This is a genomic window from Luteithermobacter gelatinilyticus, assembly GCF_005849285.1.
Taxonomy (GTDB): Bacteria; Pseudomonadota; Alphaproteobacteria; order Sphingomonadales; family Emcibacteraceae; genus Luteithermobacter; species Luteithermobacter gelatinilyticus.
Genome location: NZ_CP040517.1, coordinates 3,074,366 through 3,094,889 on the forward strand (window position 1 = coordinate 3,074,366; position 20,524 = coordinate 3,094,889).

Consider the following 20,524-nt stretch of genomic DNA (forward strand, 5'->3'; position numbering starts at 1 on the left):
TCTCCAATGTACATATAGACGCGAATCAAGATCGCAGTGACATTCCGGAAAACCTTCCCTTTGATAATTGTGTCAACCATTGTGGCTGCCACGCCCTTCATCACATGGCCTATCTTGTTCAGACGGTTAATATGCTCCCCTTACCGTTATCGGGGCCAACTTTACCTCATCAGAGCAATAATCTGGAATCCTTGAATTCGGGACCGCCCGTACCACCTCCATTAGCCTGAACTCTCAGCGTTTCGAATAATGCACGCGTTGTCATCGCTAGCGTGCACTGTCTTTCTAAAGACTTCCTGAAATTGAGAGTTTAATGAATGATCAGATTACAGACTGCGCTGTTGAGCGCATTTTTCGCAAGCATTTTGCTTGTCGGGTTGCCCGCGTTCGTACTTGCGGAAACTACAAAACACATTGATCCAGCTCTTCGCAAGTTCGCCGTTCAAATTCTTACTGAGCATCCTGCAATCAGAGCCGCCGAATCAGAAGTCGAATCGGCCAAGGCACACGCACGTGTTCAGGAACAACCGCTTTATAATCCCGAACTTGAAATCGGCTATGAGGACGTCGGTGACGAAGAGAAAACAAAAAAGCTTGGCCTCTCGCAGACCATTGATCTCTGGGGCAAGCGCTCTGCGCGATATGGTGTGGCCGAAGCAGAACTGAGTGCTGCAAACGCGCGGCTTGCCATCGCGCGCAAAACGCTTCTTGCAGACCTTTTAAAGGCGTTGTCTGGCTATGAAGCAGCAAAATCCACCCTAGCGATAGCGTCAAAACGGGTCTCGTTGAATCAGGAATTTGTAGAACTTGCCGAGCGTCGGTACGAGGCGGGAGACCTGACACAGTCCGATTTTCTCACTGCGAAATTGACTTTTGCTGAAGCGCGGGCCGCCGAGAGTGCTGCGATGGCCGATTTTTCCCGAAGAGAAGAACAGCTCTTGGCCATTACCGGTGGTAAGTTACCGCCTGCACTTCTTTCAGAAAGCCCGCCATTTGAAGATACGCCTTCGCCCGAGACTATCGTTGTAGAAACACTGCCCGAACTTCAAGTCAGCTCAGCCGAAGTGAAGGCTGCGCGGTCGCGCGTCCGGGTTGCTCGCAAGAACAGATACCCCGACCCAACACTCGGTTTCAGTATCGGCGAGCAGGAGACATTCGAGCCTCTAATGCCCAAAAACTCCCAGACAGTAATCGGTTTAAGGCTTTCGATCCCTTTACCGGTAAGAAACACCTATAATGCTGAAGTCGATGTTGCGAGTGCCGATGCGATTACACTGGAGCAAAACTGGCGCAATCTCCGGAGACAAATTGCAGCCCGGCTTGAAGCCAGCCACAAACGATATATGACAGCCCGCACTGCATGGGCGAAATGGGAGCAGCAAGGCGCTGTGCTGCTGGAAGAACAGAGGACACTACTTCAGAGACTCTTTGAATCCGGTGAGATCAACGCCGTCGATTATATCGTCCAACTGGATCAGACATTCGCGACTGAAAGCGCGGGCATTGAACTGCGTGACCAGCTTTGGGTCACTTGGTTTGACTGGCTTGAAGCCTCGGCATCGCTCGGCGAATGGATGGAGAACTGACATGAAAAACAAGATCAAACAACCAATATCCCTTCTAATTTTATGCGCACTCTTGGTTTTCGGTTCATTCTCGATTACGATCCCGGAGACTTCAGCAACAGCGCAGGCTTCGAAAGATACTTATGAGGAGCATGATGAGCATGAGGGGGAAAAAGAAGAACAAAGCATTCTCAGACTCTCTGCTGCCGAACGTAAAGCCAAAGGCATAACCAGCCAGTCGGTAACGTTACAAAACTTGACCGAAGAAGTCGTCGTGCCCGGTGAGGTCACGCTCGATCTATATCGATCAGTCCAAATCACGCCTCGAATTACTGCCCAGGTCGTCGCCCGCCACGCAAAACTCGGCGACAAAATAGAAGCCGGACAACCGCTCGTTACGCTAACCAGCGTAGACATGGCTGAGGCCCAAAGCGCGTTGATCGTTGCAACGCGCGAATGGAACCGTGTCCGTGAATTGGGGCGCAAGGTCGTTTCTGAGCAACGCTTCATAGAGGCGCAAGTTTCCGCCGAAAAAGCGCGGGCCAATGTTCTTGCCTACGGAATGGCCCCGGAACAGGTTGACACCTTTGTCAAAGCCGGGGACGCCTCAAAGGCAAGCGGCACTTTTGAATTGCTGGCTTCTCAGGCGGGAACAGTCGTCAGAGACGATTTCGTTATCGGCGAAGTTGTGGAGCCTGGACGCAAGCTGTTCCAAATCACTGACGAGAGCCAGGTCTGGGTTGAGGCCCAATTTACGCCGGAACAGGCTACTCATGTTGAAATCGGCGCGTCTGCCCGCATCATCATCAAAGACGGGCATGAAGTGCCTGGCAAAATCGTACAGGCGTATCATACGCTGGATGAAACAACACGTACGCAGCCCATTCGCATCGCCGTTGATAATACGCAAGACGTGCTGCATCCCGGCGAGTTTGTAAATGTCGCGGTTTCTATCGGGGACGGCAAGCCGGTGATCGCTGTACCCAAGAAAGCGGTAATACTGATGGATGGAACGCCAACCGTATTTCTGCTTGAAGGAGATGAATTTCACCCGACACCGATCAAAACTGGCGAAAGCCGGGCTGACTGGGTTGAAGTCATCGATGGCTTGCATGAAGGCGATGAGATTGCCGCCACCGAAGTCTTCCTCCTCAAATCGCTCATTCAAAAGTCACAGATGGGCGAAGGCCATGCGCACTGAGGAGAAAAGCAATGCTCAATAAACTTGTTGAAATATCACTACAGTACAAATTTCTCGTCATTATCGCCTTTTTGGTGATCGGTTTTTTCGGGTGGCGTGCTGTCAATACGGTTCCAATTGACGCCTTCCCAGATGTAACGCCGGTTCAGGTGAACATCTATACTGAATCCCCCGGTCTGGCTGCCGAGGATGTCGAGCAGCTTCTTACTTTTCCAATTGAATCCGGCATGGCGGGCCTTCCCGGTGTTGAACAAATTCGCTCGGTCAGCCTGTTCGGACTGTCCTATGTCGCAGTTTATTTTGAAGACGACATGGACATTTATTTCGCCCGCAGGCTGGTCATGGAGCGGCTGGCCGAAGTAGAGGACCGCATTCCCGAGGGTTACGGGACGCCGGAAATGGGGCCCAACACGTCAGGGCTCGGCCAGGTTTTCTGGTACACGCTTGAGCGGGCGGATGAAAAGCTGGTTGGCGACATCACGGACATGGATCTGCGGACTTTGCAGGACTGGTCCATTCGCCTAATTCTACGCACCGCAGCAGGAGTTGATGATGTGACTTCCTGGGGTGGGCAAGAACGTCAGTTTCAGGTCCAGATCGATCCGCTCAAGCTTATTAAGTACGGACTTGGCTATCGTGATGTCATGGAGGCAATTGAGACCAACAACCGTCAGGTAGGTGGCCAGTATATTGATCAGGGGCCAGAGCAATTTCTCGTTCGCGGCCTCGGTCTTGTAAAGAATGAACAGGATATCGGGAGCATCGTTCTCAAGGTCGAAGACGGAACGCCGGTTTACCTTCGCAACGTTGCGGAGATCAAGCAGGCTCCGGCGCTTCGTTTTGGTGCTGTGACCCGCGACGGCGAGGAAGTTGTCCTCGGCATGGCATTATCACGCATCGGCGAGAATGCGAAAAATGTTGTCGATGCCGTGAAGGGTAAACTTTCGATTGCCGAACAGGCCTTGCCCGAAGGCGTAAAACTACGGCCGATCTATGATCGTACAGACCTCGTCGAGAAGGCTGTTTCAACGGCGGAACGCGCATTGATTGAAGGCTCAATCCTTGTGGCTATCGTCCTTTTCCTGTTCCTGGGAGAGCTTCGGTCAGCCCTTGTCGTAATTGCGGCTCTGCCACTGGCCATGCTGATTGCCTTTATTTTTATGGAGCAGGCCGGGTTGTCGGCCAATTTGATGTCGCTCGCGGGCCTTGCAATCGGTATCGGTATGATGGTCGATGGCGCTGTCGTCATGGTGGAAAATTCATTCAGGATCATGGCGGAACGTAAAGCCGAAGAGGGAAAAGTACGACGCACAGCTGCAGTATTGACCGCTGCGCGTGAAGTCGCCAACCCGATTGCGTTCGCGATCCTGATCATCATTGTCGTATTTTTGCCTCTGTTTAGCCTTCAGGGGTTGGAGGGCAAGCTTTTCAAGCCGATGGCGTTCAATATCAGTTTCGCCATGGCCGGATCACTCGTGTTGACGCTCACGATCATCCCTGTACTTGCGGCACTGATTCTCAAGCCTAAGGAAGAGCGTGACACACTGTTGGTACGATGGATCAAACGGGGATACTTGCCTCTTCTGTCCTGGTCACTTGCTAACAAGCGGAAGGTTGTCTTGACGGCTATGGCGCTTCTGATCGGAAGCCTGTCGCTTTTCCCTTTTTTGGGGAAGGAGTTCATGCCGCAGTTGCAGGAGGGATCGATAATGTGGCGCGTCACGTCCATTCCTTCCACCTCACTGGATCAATCAATCAAGATTTCTAAAGACATCGAAATGGCGCTTTCCGAATATTCTGAAGTTGAAACAACTGTTGCCATGATAGGTCGCGCTGAAAAAGGTGAAACCGCCGATGTCAATTACATGGAAATATATACAGCATTGAAGCCTCATGATAAATGGAGCTCGGATCGCTCCTTTGAGGAGTTGGCCGAAGCCATGCGAGAAACGCTTGAAGAGGTTGTTCCTACTTCGGTCGTCGCGTTCACCCAACCGATCCAGATGCGTGTGGAAGAGCTTATCTCGGGTGTGCGCGCCACATTGGCGGCAAAACTGTATGGCGAGGATCTGGGAGAACTCGACCGCCTAAGTCGGAAAATTAAAAATGTGATAGCGGGCGTGCCCGGTGTTGCGGATTTATCTTTAGAAGCGAACCTGGGCAAACCGCAGGTCCGCATCGAGGTTGACCGCTCGCAGCTTGCCCGTTATGGGCTGAATGCCGATGACGTTCTGACTATTGTCCGAACCGGTATCGGGAACGAACCTGTTTCCACTCTCATCGAGGGTGTAAAGAGGTTCGATATCACGGCAAGACTTAGAGACTCTTCAAAGCAATCCGTTGATTCCATCAAAGCCATCCCCTTACGCACAGCGGACGGTGCGGTCATTCCCCTCTCCCGAGTCGCGGATGTTTCTGTCGCAGAAGGCTATTCCTTTGTTCGCCGTGAGCAATTGCAACGCTACTCCGTCATCCAAATGGATGTCCGTGGCCGCGACGTTGACGGCTTTGTGCGGGATGCCAACAAAGCGATTGAGCAGAATGTCAAACTCCCGCCGGGCTATTGGATCGAATGGGGCGGTTCCTTTGAAAACCAGCAGCGGGCGTTGACACGGCTGGCAATCATCGTTCCGTTGACGATTTTCTTTATCTTCGTTCTGCTCTATACGGCGTTCAATTCTATCCGCTACGCGACACTAATCATCGCCAACGTGCCTTTCGCCACAATTGGCGGCCTCATTGCGCTTGCGGTTACCGGCCAATATATCTCTGTGCCGTCTGCAATCGGTTTTATCGCTGTCTTTGGCGTGGCCATGCTGAACGGAATTGTGCTGGTCAGCTTTATCAACGAACTTCGTGAAAAGGGACTCGGCGTTGCGGAGGCGGTCAGGCGGGGGACAGAGCTAAGACTCAGGCCGGTGCTAATGACGGCCAGCGTAGCGATCCTCGGCCTTGTTCCGATGCTGCTGTCATCCGGTGTGGGGGCCGAAACACAACGTCCTCTCGCATCGGTCGTTGTCGGAGGACTGATCTCTTCGACATTTCTCACTCTCGTCCTGCTGCCGGTCGTCTATGAGTGGATGGAAACCCGAGACGCAAGACACAAACTCGAACGAGGACGTAGGTTCATAATTTCTAAGCCAAATGCGCATTGAAGCGAGGTGGAGGACAGCAAGAAAATTTTCCGGCTTTTTGTCGTACCGTGTCGCGCTGCGGCGCCAGTCCTTGAGTTTGCCGAACATATTCTCGACCTTGTGTCGCTGACGATACAGGGCTTTGTCATAGGCGATCTGCTGGCGTCTGTTGCGCTTTGGAGGGATGCAGGGGCTGATCCCGCGCTTGATGAGGACCTCCCTGAACCAGTTGGCGTCATAGCCCTTGTCGGCCAGCAAGTCCCGTGACGGCGGCAGGTGCGGCGCGAGCATGGCCGCGCCCTTGAAATCGCTGGCATTGCCCGACGTCAGGCACAGGAGACGCGGCCTGCCTTCACCGTCACAAACCGCATGCAGCTTGCTGTTCAACCCGCCTTTTGTGCGGTCAATGTGGCGGGGAACATCCCCTTTTTTGCCAGACTGGCGGCCGTCCGGTGTGCTTTCAGGTGTGTGGCGTCTATTTGTAATTGTTCGGGCACGCTGTTCGATAATAACTTTTTGAATATTCTATCGAAACACCCATTTTCAATTCAACGGACGAACCGGTTATAAAGGGTTTTGTGGGGACCGTATTCTTTCGAACCATCTCGCCATTGCAGCCCTCGCTTAGAACGTGAATCATCCCGCGAAAAACCCGACGGTCATCAACTCGTGGGACACCGTGGGACTTGGGAAAATAAGGGGAAATGCGATTAATCTGCTCTTCTGAAGATAATAAATGTCATTGAGGGCAACCTCCTTTGCCATAGTGGATCAGAAATCGGGAAATTGGGGAATCTCCTGATTTAATAGGTCCGGAGCCTAGGACGAATTCCACTGACACGTTGAAGTCTTGGAGACCAAGCACGTCTACACCAAACCGTGTTCCCCCTCAACTCAAGGGAATAGTAGAAAGGTCTCATAGAACCGATCAGGAAGAATTCTATCAATTACTGACATACAAAGATAACGCCGATCTGGAGAAAAGCTGACCGTGTGGGAACAATTCTACAACTTTACCAGACCTCACACAGCGTATATTGGCAAAACGTTCCATGGAGCGATGGGAGATCGGTTATTATGACAACATGAAGTGCCCGGCAATCCCGTACTCCATCACAGAGTCACAGTTAACTTTTTTCAGGTATAGGTTGAATTGTGTGCGTAAATAGGACAATCATATGCAGAATCAGTTTTGTACCAATTTTGTACCAAGATCACCTAACCGATTGAAATATATGAATTTTACTCCGCATTCGTAATGCGTGGGTCGTAGGTTCAAGTCCTATCATCGGCACCACTCCTCTATACCTCTCTTTTTCCCCTTAATTTCATGATCCTTCCCCGATGTCCTGAAGAAGCAATTGTGACACACCATCGGTTTATGACACAAACTCAAACGAACCATGCCCATACTCTGTACCCCCTAAAGTTGGTACATCTGTTGCGCAGCCCCCCGATGGAAAAATAAAGGCCGGGATGGTCCCGGCCTTATTGACAGTTTTACTCAGGAAAGTATCCCGCTTAAGTTAAGAAGGATCTTTTGGCTTTTCAAAAATCTTGGAGAAAAACAGGCTGTTGAGGAACAGCTTTTTGGTGCCATAGAAATAGGCCCGGAAATTGGGATTATCGCTGAACAGCACCACACTGCCCTGTCCGAGCCGTTCGGCCACCGCCATGGCCCGACCCGCCAGCTTGCGCTGATTTTCGGCGGAGGCATACCCGCTAAGCAGGGCGTTTTCCGGGATCTCCACCACTGTGGCGTATGGATTTTTCGGTCGCTCAAAGGCAATCAGCGTGTTGCGATGACTGGCAATATCCCGGCGGACATACCCATAACCAATGGGATGGGTGATATCCAGATCCCCAGCCATGATCGCCCCGCCGATAATTTCCAACGCCTCCAAGTCTTCCTTGTCGCCGTAATCCTGCCGCGCCGGGGGAGTGTCCTTTTCTGCTTCGTCTTTGGAAACAAGGGATGTTTCAAGCTCCAGAAGGTTTTCCCCCGCCCAGCGCGCGCCCTGACGCAACGCCACCAGCGTCCCGCCAGAACGGACCCAGTTATCCACTTTTTTCGTGATCGTCTCGTCTAAGGATTTATAGGAACCGCCCACCATGATGATATGGGTGTATCCGGACAGATCCAGCTTGCCCAGTTTCCGGCGATCATACAACACCACCGGCATTTTCATCTGGTGATCCAGCAGGTGCCAGACCTCGCCCGCATCATAGGCGCTCACCCCTTCTCCCACCAGCAGCAAAACCTTGGGTTTTGTGAGCGCCGCATGATACGGACTGCCCAGGTCCATGCCCGCCATCGGGGTATGGGAACTGTCCAGCGCGTAAACCGGGATCCCGTCCTCACGGGCGATGGTGCGGACCAGCTCATGAATCCTCTCGACATCCTGCCCGGCCTGCCAGCCCACCGGCACCACAATACTGCCCCGGCCCATCTCTTTCACACCATTCCCGGTGGTGATTTTGAAGGGTTTGGTGGCCACGCGCGCATTAACCCCCGCCTTAAGCAGCCGGTACAGCGCCCGCGGGGCGTAATACGGGCTCCAGGAAAAGACATAACCACTGCGGGCCTTTTCCGGCGCCGGCATTACAGGAAATTCCGCCCGGGCCTCCTGGCCCAGCGTATAAGACCGTCCCTTGACCGGCGTATAGTCCAGACCGAAGGCCAGCGGCAGAGTCCAGCCGGACACGTCATAAAAAGTATTGTTCTCAAAGGTAGTGATCTTTTCGAAAATACCCTTGATCAGGCGATACTGATCCTGACCGGTTTCCACCACATAGGAATTGACGGCCCGGAAAAGCTTGCCGTTCACTTTCAGGTCCCGGCCCAACCGATAAGTCCGAATTTGATGCCGTTCCAGAAGATCCAAAAAATGGTAGGCCCGCGCCGAATCCTCGGGCACGGCAAAAACATATGCCTTGATATCGTCGCGGGCCGCCAGCTTGCGGGTCTCGCGCACAAACTCCCGCTGATAATTCAGCAAGTCCTGCCGCATATCCGCGGCGGATTTCAGAAGCGCCAGGCTGGTGCGGAACTGGGTGCGGATATTGTCCCGGAAAGACAGAATGCCATAAGGCGTTTCCAGCAGCCCATTGGTGCGCGCCTGTTCAAACAGGATTCCGATGCTGCCGTTGACATGAGGATAGGTGGAGCCTTTGCCAATATAGAAGTTATCATAGGATTCTTCGTTGAAATACAGGCGGGATTCGTTGTCCATAAAGGCGCGCGGCCCATCCACCACCTTGTTCAGCAACTGCATGGACTTTTCCGGAATCAACGGAAAGATGCGGTCCGGGGCACCGGGATGAAAATAATAGGTCTTGTGAGAGCCCATTTCATGATAATCGGCCAGTATGCTGGGTTTCCATTCGTGGAATTTGGCGACCCAGCCCTTGGGCTCCGGATGCTGCAACAACAACCATTGCCGGTTGAGATCGAACCAGTAATGGTTGGTGCGCCCACCCGGCCAGAAGGTATTGTGGATGCGGGCGTTGGGATCGGTCACCGGCACATCCGCCCCGTGCATCCAGTTCCAGGCGGACTGGCGGCTGCTGCCGTCCGGATTGAAGGAGGCGGTGAGCAAAATCACGCTGTTTTTCAGAAGCCGGTCGATTTCCGCCCCTTGAGCCGCCGCCAGATGATAAGCTACAGGCATGGCGGCGTCGGTGGAGCTGACCTCGGCCCCGTGAACCCCATAATTAAGCCAACTGATGACCGGCGTATCTGGCCCTACCTGCTGCTCCGACTCCGGATCCCTCAGCGCCAAATGGGCCTGTCTGATTTCCTCAAGGCGGGCATGATTTTCCGGCGCCGTGATGGTGAGCGTGACAATGGGACGCTTTTCATGGCTATAAGCGATAATTTCAGAAGATACCCGATCGGAAACTTCCGCCAGTTTCAGCAAATACTGCACCAGCAGATCATTACGGGTAATACGATATCCCAGTTCATGGCCAATAAACGCCTTCGGCGTGGGAATGGCCGGATCATAGGTCACGCCTTGCGGATAAAAACTTTTGTCCCGGGCGGTTTGTGCCTGCGCCCCCACACCGGCGCTGACAACCAGAACAAGGCTGGCGATCACACTAAACAGTATTCGACTGATTTTTCCCATCGTTACAGAACCTTTTATCGGTATTTACATGACTTATTGTTGTTTTTTAAGGGCTTTGCCCGCTAGCATGCCTGTATATCGGCCCTTGTCAATAACAACCTGTCCATTGACCAGCAGCCATTCGACTCCCTCACTCAGTTTTTCCGGCGCCAGATAATCGGCTTTGGGTCGAAACCGGTCCGGATCGAAAATCACGATATCCGCCGCATATCCAGGCGCCAGATATCCCCGGTCCCTAAGCCCGAAAGTCTCCGCTGCAAATCCGCTGCTGCGATAAATAAAATCGGGCAGGGAAAGCAGATGCTCATCGGCCACATAGGTGGCGTATTTTTTCGGGAAGCTGGCATATTTTCGCGGATGCCCCGTGCTGCCATCGGACGAGGTCATCACCCAGGGCTGTACCATGAACCGGCGGATATCTTCCGCCGTCATGTTGAAACTGGCCACCCGGGCATTGCCGGAAAGGACAATATCCAGCGCCACACTCACCGGATCTTTCCCCTGTTGCGCAGCAATTTCCGCCAGGGTGCGGCCGCGCAGATCGGGCCGGCGCGGATCGGTAATCAACAGGGAATGTGCCCCGCCACGTCGGCGCAGATTATCGGTCATCTCGGCCCGGATGCGCTCTGCAAGAGCCGGATCCCTGAGCCGTTCATGGTATTTTTCGGTCGATCCGGCCATCACCCAGCGCGGAATGAGCGCCCCGGCGATGCTGGTGCCGGAAGCGGTCCAGGGATACTGGTCGGCGGTCACCCGAAGGCCATCCGCCCGCGCTTGTTCCACCATCGTAATGATTTCGCGGCTTTTGCCCCAGACATCCGCGCCCAACGCCTTGAGGTGGGCGATATGGACCGGTAGACCGGCGGCCCGGCCCACCTCAATCACTTCCCGAATGGCCGCCACAAGACCAATGTTGTAACTGCTTTCATCCCGGATATGGCTGTCATAAACACCGCCATATTGCCCTGCCACGCGCGCCAGGGCGACAACCTCCTCGGTGGTGGCGTAATTGCCGGGCACGTAATAAAGCCCGGTGGACAGGCCCAGCGCCCCCTCGCCCATGGCCCGGGCCACAAGTTTTTCCATACGGTCCAGTTCCGCAGGCGTCGCGGTCCGGTTTTCAGTGCCCATAACGGCACGCCGCACACTGCCATGTCCCACATACAGCGCCACATTGGTGCCAATGCCCTGGCTTTCATAAAAGGCGAGACGTTCTCCCACATTGACCGGCCCCCCGCCATCATTGCCACAAAAGACGGTCGTCACCCCCTGGGTCAGATAGTTGAGATTGGCCTTGCCGTTTTCCTGATCCAGATCGCCGCAGGCATGGGTGTGAGGGTCGATAAAACCGGGGGCGACAACCTTCTCCCCCGCCTCTATAATCCTGCGGGGCGCCAGCCCCTCGGGCAGGGTCGGACCACGATAGATGACTTGACCCTCATGCACCACAATCACGCCCTTTTCCGGCGCGCCGCCCTCTCCGGCATAAATGCGGCCGCCCCGGATCAGCAGATCAACCGGCCGAGCGGTGGCTGGTTTCCGGGGGCCGGTCTGACCGGCTTTGCGGGCGGCCAACATGAGTTTCATCATTTCCTCGGCCGCGACCACCGCCTGCCGACGCAATCCGGCCCGATCCGCCGTATCGGCAACTTCATAAGTGATGGCGGGCACTCCGAACCGACTATATACATAATTTTTCAGGGTCGGCTTGCCGGTTTGTTTACGCGGTTCCAAGGCTAAGGGCTGATCCGGCAGGCGTTTGCGAATGGCGTGATGCCATTGCCGGGCGAAATCTTCGGGGCGGGTCTTGTCTTCGGCCGCCTGAACATATAACAGGCTGTCCCAGGTGGAATGAAAGTCCAGCACCAGCGCCAATTGCCCGCCTTCCTCCGCCGCGAGCCGGTCCAGTTCCGCCTTGACAAGTTGCGTTTCCGGTTGAGTAAACGGTCCCCAATCCCGATTCAGATCCTTGCCCCGGGCATTGCTGCGCCAATGGCCGGACGCCACCCCGTCCGGATTGAGATTGGGCACGGCCACAATGCGGAAATTCTGGCGGAACTCCCGGGCCAGGGTGGAGTCTCCAAATACTGTTTCCGTAAACGCCAGCATGGCCTGCGCCCCGGTCACTTCCGGCGGATGCTGCCGGCCGATCAACAAAATGGTCTGCGCATCATCTTTATCCGGACGGTTTTCCAGTTTGAAGATTTCCCGTCCTTCACTGGATCGGCCCAGCCGGCTAAGCTCAAGGTCCGGCTTTTCCACCAGTTTCTCCTGCCACAGCATATAGTGCCGGTTGGTGAGAAGTTCCTGCGCGGCAACCCAGAGCGGTGCCTGATCCAGATCCAGAGTCATGGTGACCTGCCGCCCGTCATGTCGTACCGAAACATCCTTGTCCGGCAACCGTCGCCAGTTCTGGCCATCCCGGCTGACCTTGGGCCGATAACGATGTTTGCCCGCCGCGTAGTCCAGGGTCACTGTGATGGTTTGCGATGTTGCAGAATCAATACGGAAAGCATACCAGGGGCTGGGGTTGACGGGCTTCACTTCGGGCCGGATCAGGAGCCGGTAGCCCATCGCCGTCTTTTCACAGGCCGACAGCCGGGCCCCAGGAAAATCCGCGTGAAAGGCGATATCGCCGAAGGCGCACCCCTCAAGCGGCGCAGCCGGCGCCGACAATGCCGCTGCTGCATAGAGGATAATCCCCCCCAGACCCCGCATAACAACAGCCCGGACGAATGAGGGCTTCGTGACAATCCCTGATCTTTTCATCTGTTCCCCCTGTTTGATCTGTATCCTGTCTTTTGTGTGTCTTGTCTTATGTGCAATGGCGTGGGCGCCGCCCCCAAAAGGTGAAGAAAAAGGTGGCGATGGGAATCGCCACCCCAAAGTATACAAGATGCCTCTGATGACAAAGATCATCTTGTCAGACTTAGAAGTTCGCTCTCACTGACGCATAAAAGAACCGGCCTTCGGCGCTATGCAGGCTGGCCTCATAGCCATAGGTTTCATCCGTGACCGGCGGCTGTTTGTCAAAGATGTTCCTCACGCCGAGACGGATGCGGGTGCCTTCCAGCGTCCCTTCGTCAAAGGTGTACTGACCATAGAGGCTGAACGTCATCCAGTCATCCACCCGGAAGAATTCCTTGGTTTCATCCTGCTGCACGGAGGTATCGAAAAATGCCCCGACATATTTGCCGTACAGTCCCGCGCCCCAGTTGTCATACCGCCAGGTGATGGTCCCGGTGGCCTGCCATTTCGGCCGCCCATCCATTTCGATCAGATCGCCGGAATCCGCAACCACAATACCCAGCGCAGAGAGACGTTTCTCCGGCTCGGACGGTTCCTGGAACGCGGTGATCAGATAAGCTGCATTCACCTTGAAGCGGAAGTCGCCAAGCGGGGTATCATGCAGATTGTAATAGGCCCCCAGATCCAGCCCCTCCGTCGTGCGGGCATTCAGATTCTGGAACTGGCCGATCACTTCAATAATATCGCCCACCGGTGCCAGTCCGGACCCGGCATAAAAGTCGATATCGTCCTGGGTCACCTCGTCGCGGATGACAAAGTCGCTGGCCCCACCTTCCAGACGGTCGGCAAAATCCAGCGCCGCAATGGCATCGGCATCCAAAATGCCCACAAGGCCGTCCTGCTCAACCCGCCAATAATCTATGGTCAGGGTCAGGTCCTCGGCAAATTCCGGTGTGAACACCGCCCCGATGGTATAGTTCACATCATTTTCGGGCTCCAGATCTTCATTGCCAAGACGCACATTGGTCACGCTATCATTGCCGCTACAGGTCAGAATATCGTCCCGATCGCCCTTATTGACTTCGGCCTGGCAGCGATAAAAATCGTCTACCGTGGTCTGACGGGTAATTCTCTGGGTATGCAGCTGTTCCAGATTGGGGGCACGGAACCCTTCGGAATAGGCGGCGCGGACCTGCATCCAGGTGGTCGGGAACCAGGACAGGGCGAATTTCGGTTTAAACACGCTGCCTACATCGGAATAATGTTCAAACCGACCGGCAAGCTGCAGATCCAGACTGCGCACCAGCGGAATGTCCATGTCTTCATTCACCAGCGGCACGGCCAGTTCGGCAAAGGCGGAAAACACCTCCCTTGCCCCTTCAGCGTCCGGCGTATCGCTGGAGCCGACCACATCCGACCTGTTGACCAGTTCGCCGGTCACCTGATCCACAAAGGTGATGGTCCCGTCAAGACGATCATCCCGATCGTCCAGGAAAGTCTCGCGACGTCCTTCAACCCCGAGCGCGATGCCCACACTGCCGGCCCACAACTCGGTCAGATCCGGATTCGAGAGCTTGAAGTCCGCCAGTGCCAAGGTGGTTTTGCTGAAACGCGTTACGTCAATCAGAAAACTGTTGATGGTGTCCGGATCGTTGGGGGTCGCGTCTCCCACATTGACATTGTTCGGATCACCCCCATTAAACGGGTTATAGGCTGAAGGATCGGTGCGGTTGATGGCCTGTTGCAGCAGAGAGCTGCTGACCCGGTTATGGGTGGTGTCCAGGGTGGTGGCTTCCGAATAAAGCACCGCACTGTCCCAGTCCCAGGTGCCGAACGTGCCGCGCAGCCCGGCCAGGGTACGGAAGGTTTCGTTATCCACGTCAATTTCTCGCACCCCGGCATCCACCACGCGGTAGCGGGTCATTTCGATATCCAGTCCTTCGGCCGGAATGTCAAAGCCGTCTACCCGGTTCGGATTTCCAACCGCGCCGAGCGGATTCCAGTAGGCATCCTTGGAAATGGTGATCGGTGCCGAACTCAGCATGGCGCTTTCCGCCCGGTTTTTGGTGGATTCGGCCCGGTAATAGCTCAACTCGCTGTAAAATTCCAGACCGCTGTCGAATTCGTGATTAATGAACACGAACGCATTGCCCCGTTCCGTGTCGGGAATCATCTGACGGGAGGTGTTGGTGTCAAACCGCTGATCCCGGCTGATGGTGCCGCTGTCGATACACAGGCCGCCTGGCAACACGCAGTCCTGATTGCTGTCTTCGGGATCCACGGGTTCAATATGGAAAACTCCGCCTGACGTGGTCAGCCCGGGAACGCCCTGCGATGCCTCGAAACGTCCCCAGGGCGTTGTCGTGGACCGGTTGTCAAACTGGGTATCGCCGGCAAATTCCGTATCCTCAAAGAAGGGCCGCCGGTCCGCCGACGCGGAAAAAGGCAATTCACTGGCATCAACTCCCGTGCCTTTGTAATAGTTCAACGCCAGGGAAATATTGGTCTTGTCCTCATTAAGGTTCCAGCCTCCCAGGAAATCGGCCTTGAATTTGGATCGGCTAGTGTTTTCCGCTTCGCCATATTCCACATTCACGCGATAGCCTTCAAAGTTGTCTTGCATAACCGTATTGACCACGCCGGCCACCGCGTCGGTGCCGTAAATGGCAGCGGCGCCGTCATGCAGAACCTCGACCCGCTGGATTCCAGACACCGGAATGGTGTTCACATTCACGGTGGTCACAGGCACGGAATCTTCCGTCTGGGTGCCGGGATGCTGCACCAGACGGCGGCCATTGAGCAACACCAGCGTATTTCCGGTTCCAATACCACGCAAATTGATGGAAGCCACATCCCCGCGTGCCGCGTTCACCCCGCCGCTGACCGTGTCTGTCCCGTTAAAATTGATATTGCCGTTGGATGGCAGGGAGCTGAACAGTTCCGACCCAGAGGTGGCGGCAATGGCGTCAATATCTTCCTGACGGATCAGGGAAACCGGCAAAGAGTCCGTCACCTTGGCGCCCTTGATCTGGGACCCAACAACGATCACTTCTTCCAGTTCCGTCGCTTCATCGACCATTGCCACCTGCTGGAGCTGTTCTTGCTCCTGTTCTTGTTCCAAGGCCTGGGCCTGGGCGGCAGCAAATCCCATACCGCAGACCGACGCCAGCAGCACAGAGGTGAGAGTCCTGTATCCGGATTTGTTGTGTTCTGGTTTATTGCTCATTGTAGCGTGTTTCCTCCATTTTCGGATAAGCTGAATTTTTGTGGCGACGGCCTGAGCGCGGCGCGCGAACTTTTACCGAATTCTGTTATCGCCGATCCGCTCAGCACATACCAATAATAGTCGTTTTGTTTTCCATAACCTCAGGTTATGACATGCAGGCCAGCGGCGCATCAGACAGCCCCTCCGGCCCCGCTTCCCCACAAACCGGTCGGCAGGGGGCCGATGATGCCATCTTGGATACTCAAGCCCGGGGTGCGGTCCCGGGCCATCCACAACGGCCCGTCCAGATCTACAAAATCCGCATCATGCGCCAGCATCAAGGCCGGCGCCATGGCCAGCGAGGTGCCAACCATACAGCCGACCATAATCCCGAACCCCATTTTCCGGGCCTGTTTCTTCAGCGCCAGCGCCTCGGTAAGCCCGCCGCTTTTGTCCAGTTTGATATTGATGACCTGATATTTGTCCTTGAGCCCCGCCAGATCCTGTCGCGTGTGACAGGATTCATCAGCACACACTGGCACCTGTCCCTGAAACTCCGCCAGACCGTCATCTTGTTCCGCTGGCAAAGGCTGCTCCAGGAGATCCACCCCCAGCGCCGCCAGCGGGGCGTCCACCTCGCGCAGGACATCCATGTCCCAGCTTTCATTGGGATCAAGGATCAGCCGTGCCTTTGGCGCAGCCTTACGGATCGCGCTCACTCTGGCAATGATGTCCTCCCGATCCAGCTTCACTTTAAGCAGCGGACAATGGCGCAGCCGGGCGGCTTTTTCCGCCATCCTTTCCGCACTATCGATGCCCAGAGTGACGGCCGTAACCACCTTCTGGTTCTCAGGCACCTCCAGCAGGCGTGCCACCGTCGTGCCTTTCCAGCGGGCCTGTTGGTCCCACATGGCGCAATCCAGCGCATTGCGTGCCGCCCCCGCCGGCAGACTGTCCAGAAGATCCTCGCGGCTGAGTCCCCCCGCCAGGTCATCCCGCAGCCTTTCCACCGCCTCGAGAACCGTCTCCACGGTCTCGTCATAACGGGCATAGGGCACAGCCTCGCCGCGTCCGCGCACGCCCAGACAGTCGAGCATTGCCACCACCACCTGTGCCTCGGTCTTCACCCCGCGGGAAATCCTGAATGGCGCCACCAGCGGCCAGGTTTCGGACATGACAAACAGTTTCTGCTCCATATTACCGGTCACCTCCGTCAAGGCCGTCCACAATTGCCGCCACCCCAAAACGTAGCGGGTCCACGCACGGCACCCCAAATTCCCGGGCATAACGGGCGCAGATGTCCCGGGCTTCCGCTTCCGACACGGCGGAACTGTTGAGCGCAAGGCCCCCCAGCCGCACCCGGGGATTGGTCCGGGCCGCCAGTTTCAGGTTCAGCTCTATCACCTCTCCCAGCGGCGGCACATCATAATCGGGCAGCCCCCGCATATGCGCACGCCCCAGTTCATGACACAATACGATTACATCCGCCTGCGCTCCGTGCAGCAGGCCCAGACTGACCCCGGCATAAGACGGATGAAACAGCGACCCCTGTCCTTCAATCAGGTCCCAGTGGTCCTCCTCTTGGGCCGGGGAAAGATGCTCCACGGCTCCGGAAATAAAATCGGCCACCACGGCATCCACGGACAGGCCGCTGCCCGCAATCAGGATACCAGTCTGGCCGGTCGCCCGGAAGTCCACCTTCATACCGCGGGCCCGCATTTCCTTTTCCAACGCCAGCGTCGTGTACATCTTGCCGACGGAACAGTCCGTGCCCACTGTCAAAAGCCGCCGGCCGGAACGGCGGGCCCCGGTGCCCACGCCCAGCGGAATTTGCGGATGACGCACGTCAAAAATATGGCGCCCCAGCGCAGCCGCCCGGTCACGAATTTCCGGAATATCCGCGAGCTTCTGGTGCAGGCCGCTGGCCACATCCAGGCCAGCCTCAAGCGCCTCAAGCACCACGGCGATCCAGCGCTCGGACAACACGCCCCCGGCATTGGCCAGGCCGAGAATAAAGGTCCTGGCCCCCCGGGCTGCCGCCTCTTTGACGTCAAGCTGCGGCAGCCCTAGGCTTATTTCGCATCCCTCCAACCGCACCTCGCCCACACATTTTTCGGGCCGCCATTGGGCAATCCCGCGCGAGGTTTTCACAGAAAGAGGATCTTTTGCATCACCCAGAAACAACAGATAAGGTGCAGCAATTTCCATAATATGATCAGTCCTTATAATTTTTTGTTGATGATTTATGTTATTTGCCCGCCGCCAGCGGCAGAAGGCGACCCAATATCGTCAGTTTTGTTATGTTATTGTCCGGTTTTTCCGTCCGCAGATAATCAGCCCGCGTAATGGCAACAGGGGCCCGTTCAGAAGAGTCGGCTTCCGGGGTCATCTCTCCATCGACCCCGAACCATTCCACCAGCGCCAGATCATCCAGATACACCATCCCCCCACGATCCAGCTCAACCACCGGCATGAACCCGCGTATGCGACTGTCCGGCAGCCTGAAATCCAGGGCAAAAGGCTGCCAGCCAGACCGGGCCAGGGTCACCTGGCCCACCACATCACCGGCGGGCTGCCGTAAGGCCCTGGCGCGGGAGCTGCCGTTCTCCCACAATTTAAGTTTGACGCTCAGACGCTGCCCGGGCTGTCCGTATACGTAACCGACAAGGCTGAGACGGGCCCCCTCGGCAAAATTCATCCGCCGCAGAAAGGACCTCGGTTCCAGCTGCGCCCCCTTACCGGAAAGCTGATACGCCCAGACGCCGCGATGGACTTGTTCCTGGGTGAACCGGCCCGCGCCGGTGTCCCGCCAGCTGCGATCCTCAAGACCCCACAGGCCCTGTTGCTCAAAATCCCCGAAATACATATGGTTGTGTCCCAGCAGAAAGGGCAGGCGTTGCCCAGCTTCCCCGTCAATCCGGACCGGAAAAATCAGCGGGACGGAAAAACCGGTGCGCTCCGGACTCTGCGCGGCGGCCATGGCGATAATGCCGGTGGACGGCACCCCAACCTCCAGCCGCGTCACGGGAATACTGTCCGGCTGCTGGGGCAGGATCACGCCATGCCCTCCGGAGCGCCCCATTATCAGCCCGTTTTCCCCAGACAGGCTGGCCAGCCGGCGCAATACGGTCCGACGCACCTGTCCCACCGCCGGCGTCGGGCGATAGTTTTTGAGATAAAGCGGCACCACCTCCGCCCGGTGAAAGTGCTCCCCATCCATCCACACATAAAGCAGCAGGGACGGAAAAGTTTCATACCGGTATTGATCAAACACAAAATTTCCCAGGGAATAGGCCAGAAGCTTGCCTTTATACAGATCGAAACCCTGACTGACATGGGGATGATGGCCGATCACCAGGTCCGCCCCCTGATCCACAGCCAGGCGCATGCGCTCTAGGGTGGTTTCACTGGGCCGATAGCTATATTCCCGGGACCCGTGATACTGGACCACCACCGCTTCACCGTTTTTCGCTACAGGACTTACTGCCCGGATAATATTTTCCGCCCGGCCATGCGCCGCGCCACCTTTGGCTTTCCCTTCAGCTGCCTGATGCGGCGTGAAATTGCCTTTCCAGCCCACAAACCCGAGATGATGGGTCATGACCCCGGCGATCATCTCCCGGTGCGCCCGAAGCGCTTCCGTCTCATGACGCCCGCCGCCGGAAAACCCCACAGAGGACTTTTTTAGCGCTGCCAGCGTCGAGGCCATGCCCTCGTCCAGATAATCATAAACATGATTGTTGCCCAGGCTCACATGATCGACACCAGCCCCTTCCAACGCCGCCAGAAAGGCGGTCGGGGAATAAAAGGTATAGGCTTTGCCGGCCTTCTTCCTGGGCGGAGTGTCCATCAATGCGGTCTCCAGATTGACCGAGGCAAAATCCGCCAGTTCCAGATACTCCCGCACAGACGCCAGAACAGCCCGCGCTGCTTCCACCTCATGGCCCGGCCGAAGTATCTGTTCCTCCCCGGCGAAAGGGGTACGATACCGACGCCCCATCATGGCGTCACCGCCAAAGACCATCAACATCCGACCAGCTTGGCGCCGGACCAGTACGACAGGGGGAAATTCCAGCCCCTCCTTGCCGGCAGCCAGTTCGGCCGGGGAAAAACTCTGCACCATATCATAATATCCCGGTGCCGAATATCTAAGCCGCATCACTGCCCGGGCAGTCTCGGAAAACTGGAACCGTCCGCCATGGCCGTCAACCACACGACCGTTTTCCAGCGTCACCTGAAAATTCCGAAGCGGCGCACCGTTTTCGTCCACCACCTGCCCAGCAAAGACTATTGCTGTCGTTTCAGCAGATGCCGGCAGAGACGCGGCCGCCAGAGACGAAACCCAAGAACCTGAGATCAGTCCCCCCCACAGCAACACGCCGGCAACAAACCGTCTCACCTGATATCCGCGCGCTCTATCCTTACACCGGAAAGACGGGGAAGCTGTTTGGGGACCGGTTCCGAAATCTGTGGTGTTCATCATGTTTCCCTGAAACCTGTTGCCTGAGTCTGTCAATGAGTCTGTCAAAGCAGCACTTGTT

The 20,524-nt window shown here is 56.0% G+C and carries 9 protein-coding genes and 1 pseudogene; 3 read left to right on the plus strand and 7 right to left on the minus strand.

The window, feature by feature from the left end; all coding sequences use genetic code 11:
• The first annotated feature begins 317 nt into the window (after positions 1-317).
• The 3 genes from FE788_RS13725 to FE788_RS13735 are packed head-to-tail and all read left to right on the plus strand — an operon-like array spanning position 318 to position 5,921.
• Complete coding sequence (locus FE788_RS13725) at positions 318-1,586, plus strand: TolC family protein (protein ID WP_138381173.1); 1,269 nt, start codon at positions 318-320, stop codon at positions 1,584-1,586.
• 1 nt (position 1,587) lies between these two features.
• On the plus strand, positions 1,588-2,766 hold the full coding sequence (locus tag FE788_RS13730; protein WP_138381174.1) for an efflux RND transporter periplasmic adaptor subunit: 1,179 nt from the start codon (positions 1,588-1,590) through the stop codon (positions 2,764-2,766).
• 11 nt (positions 2,767-2,777) lie between these two features.
• The gene (locus tag FE788_RS13735) at positions 2,778-5,921 is read left to right on the plus strand and encodes an efflux RND transporter permease subunit (protein WP_138381175.1); all 3,144 of its coding nucleotides are present in this window, start codon (positions 2,778-2,780) and stop codon (positions 5,919-5,921) included.
• Here FE788_RS13735 and FE788_RS13740 read toward each other — a convergent pair.
• The 7 genes and pseudogenes from FE788_RS13740 to FE788_RS13770 all read right to left on the minus strand — a co-directional run.
• Positions 5,904-6,615 (minus strand): annotated as a pseudogene (locus FE788_RS13740) (IS5 family transposase); the annotation flags it as partial. The gene FE788_RS13735 and the pseudogene FE788_RS13740 overlap by 18 nt on opposite strands.
• An 811-nt stretch (positions 6,616-7,426) precedes the next feature.
• Positions 7,427-10,030: a M14 family zinc carboxypeptidase gene (locus FE788_RS13745; RefSeq protein ID WP_138381176.1), complete on the minus strand. Its 2,604-nt coding sequence runs from the start codon at positions 10,028-10,030 to the stop codon at positions 7,427-7,429.
• Positions 10,031-10,063: 33 nt separating this feature from the next.
• The gene (locus tag FE788_RS13750; protein ID WP_168190437.1) at positions 10,064-12,799 is read right to left on the minus strand and encodes a M14-type cytosolic carboxypeptidase; all 2,736 of its coding nucleotides are present in this window, start codon (positions 12,797-12,799) and stop codon (positions 10,064-10,066) included.
• A 160-nt stretch (positions 12,800-12,959) separates the two neighbouring features.
• Positions 12,960-16,004: a TonB-dependent receptor domain-containing protein gene (locus FE788_RS13755; protein WP_210414021.1), complete on the minus strand. Its 3,045-nt coding sequence runs from the start codon at positions 16,002-16,004 to the stop codon at positions 12,960-12,962.
• Between the two features lie 170 nt (positions 16,005-16,174).
• Entirely contained in the window at positions 16,175-17,179 is a 1,005-nt protein-coding gene (dgcA, locus tag FE788_RS13760) for an N-acetyl-D-Glu racemase DgcA (RefSeq protein WP_138381178.1), read from the minus strand.
• A 1-nt stretch (position 17,180) separates the two neighbouring features.
• Complete coding sequence (gene dgcN / locus FE788_RS13765) at positions 17,181-18,191, minus strand: N-acetyltransferase DgcN (RefSeq protein WP_138381179.1); 1,011 nt, start codon at positions 18,189-18,191, stop codon at positions 17,181-17,183.
• Positions 18,192-18,231: 40 nt separating this feature from the next.
• Positions 18,232-20,382, minus strand: a complete 2,151-nt coding sequence (locus FE788_RS13770; RefSeq protein ID WP_168190438.1) for a CapA family protein — start codon at positions 20,380-20,382, stop codon at positions 18,232-18,234.
• Positions 20,383-20,524: the final 142 nt, after the last annotated feature.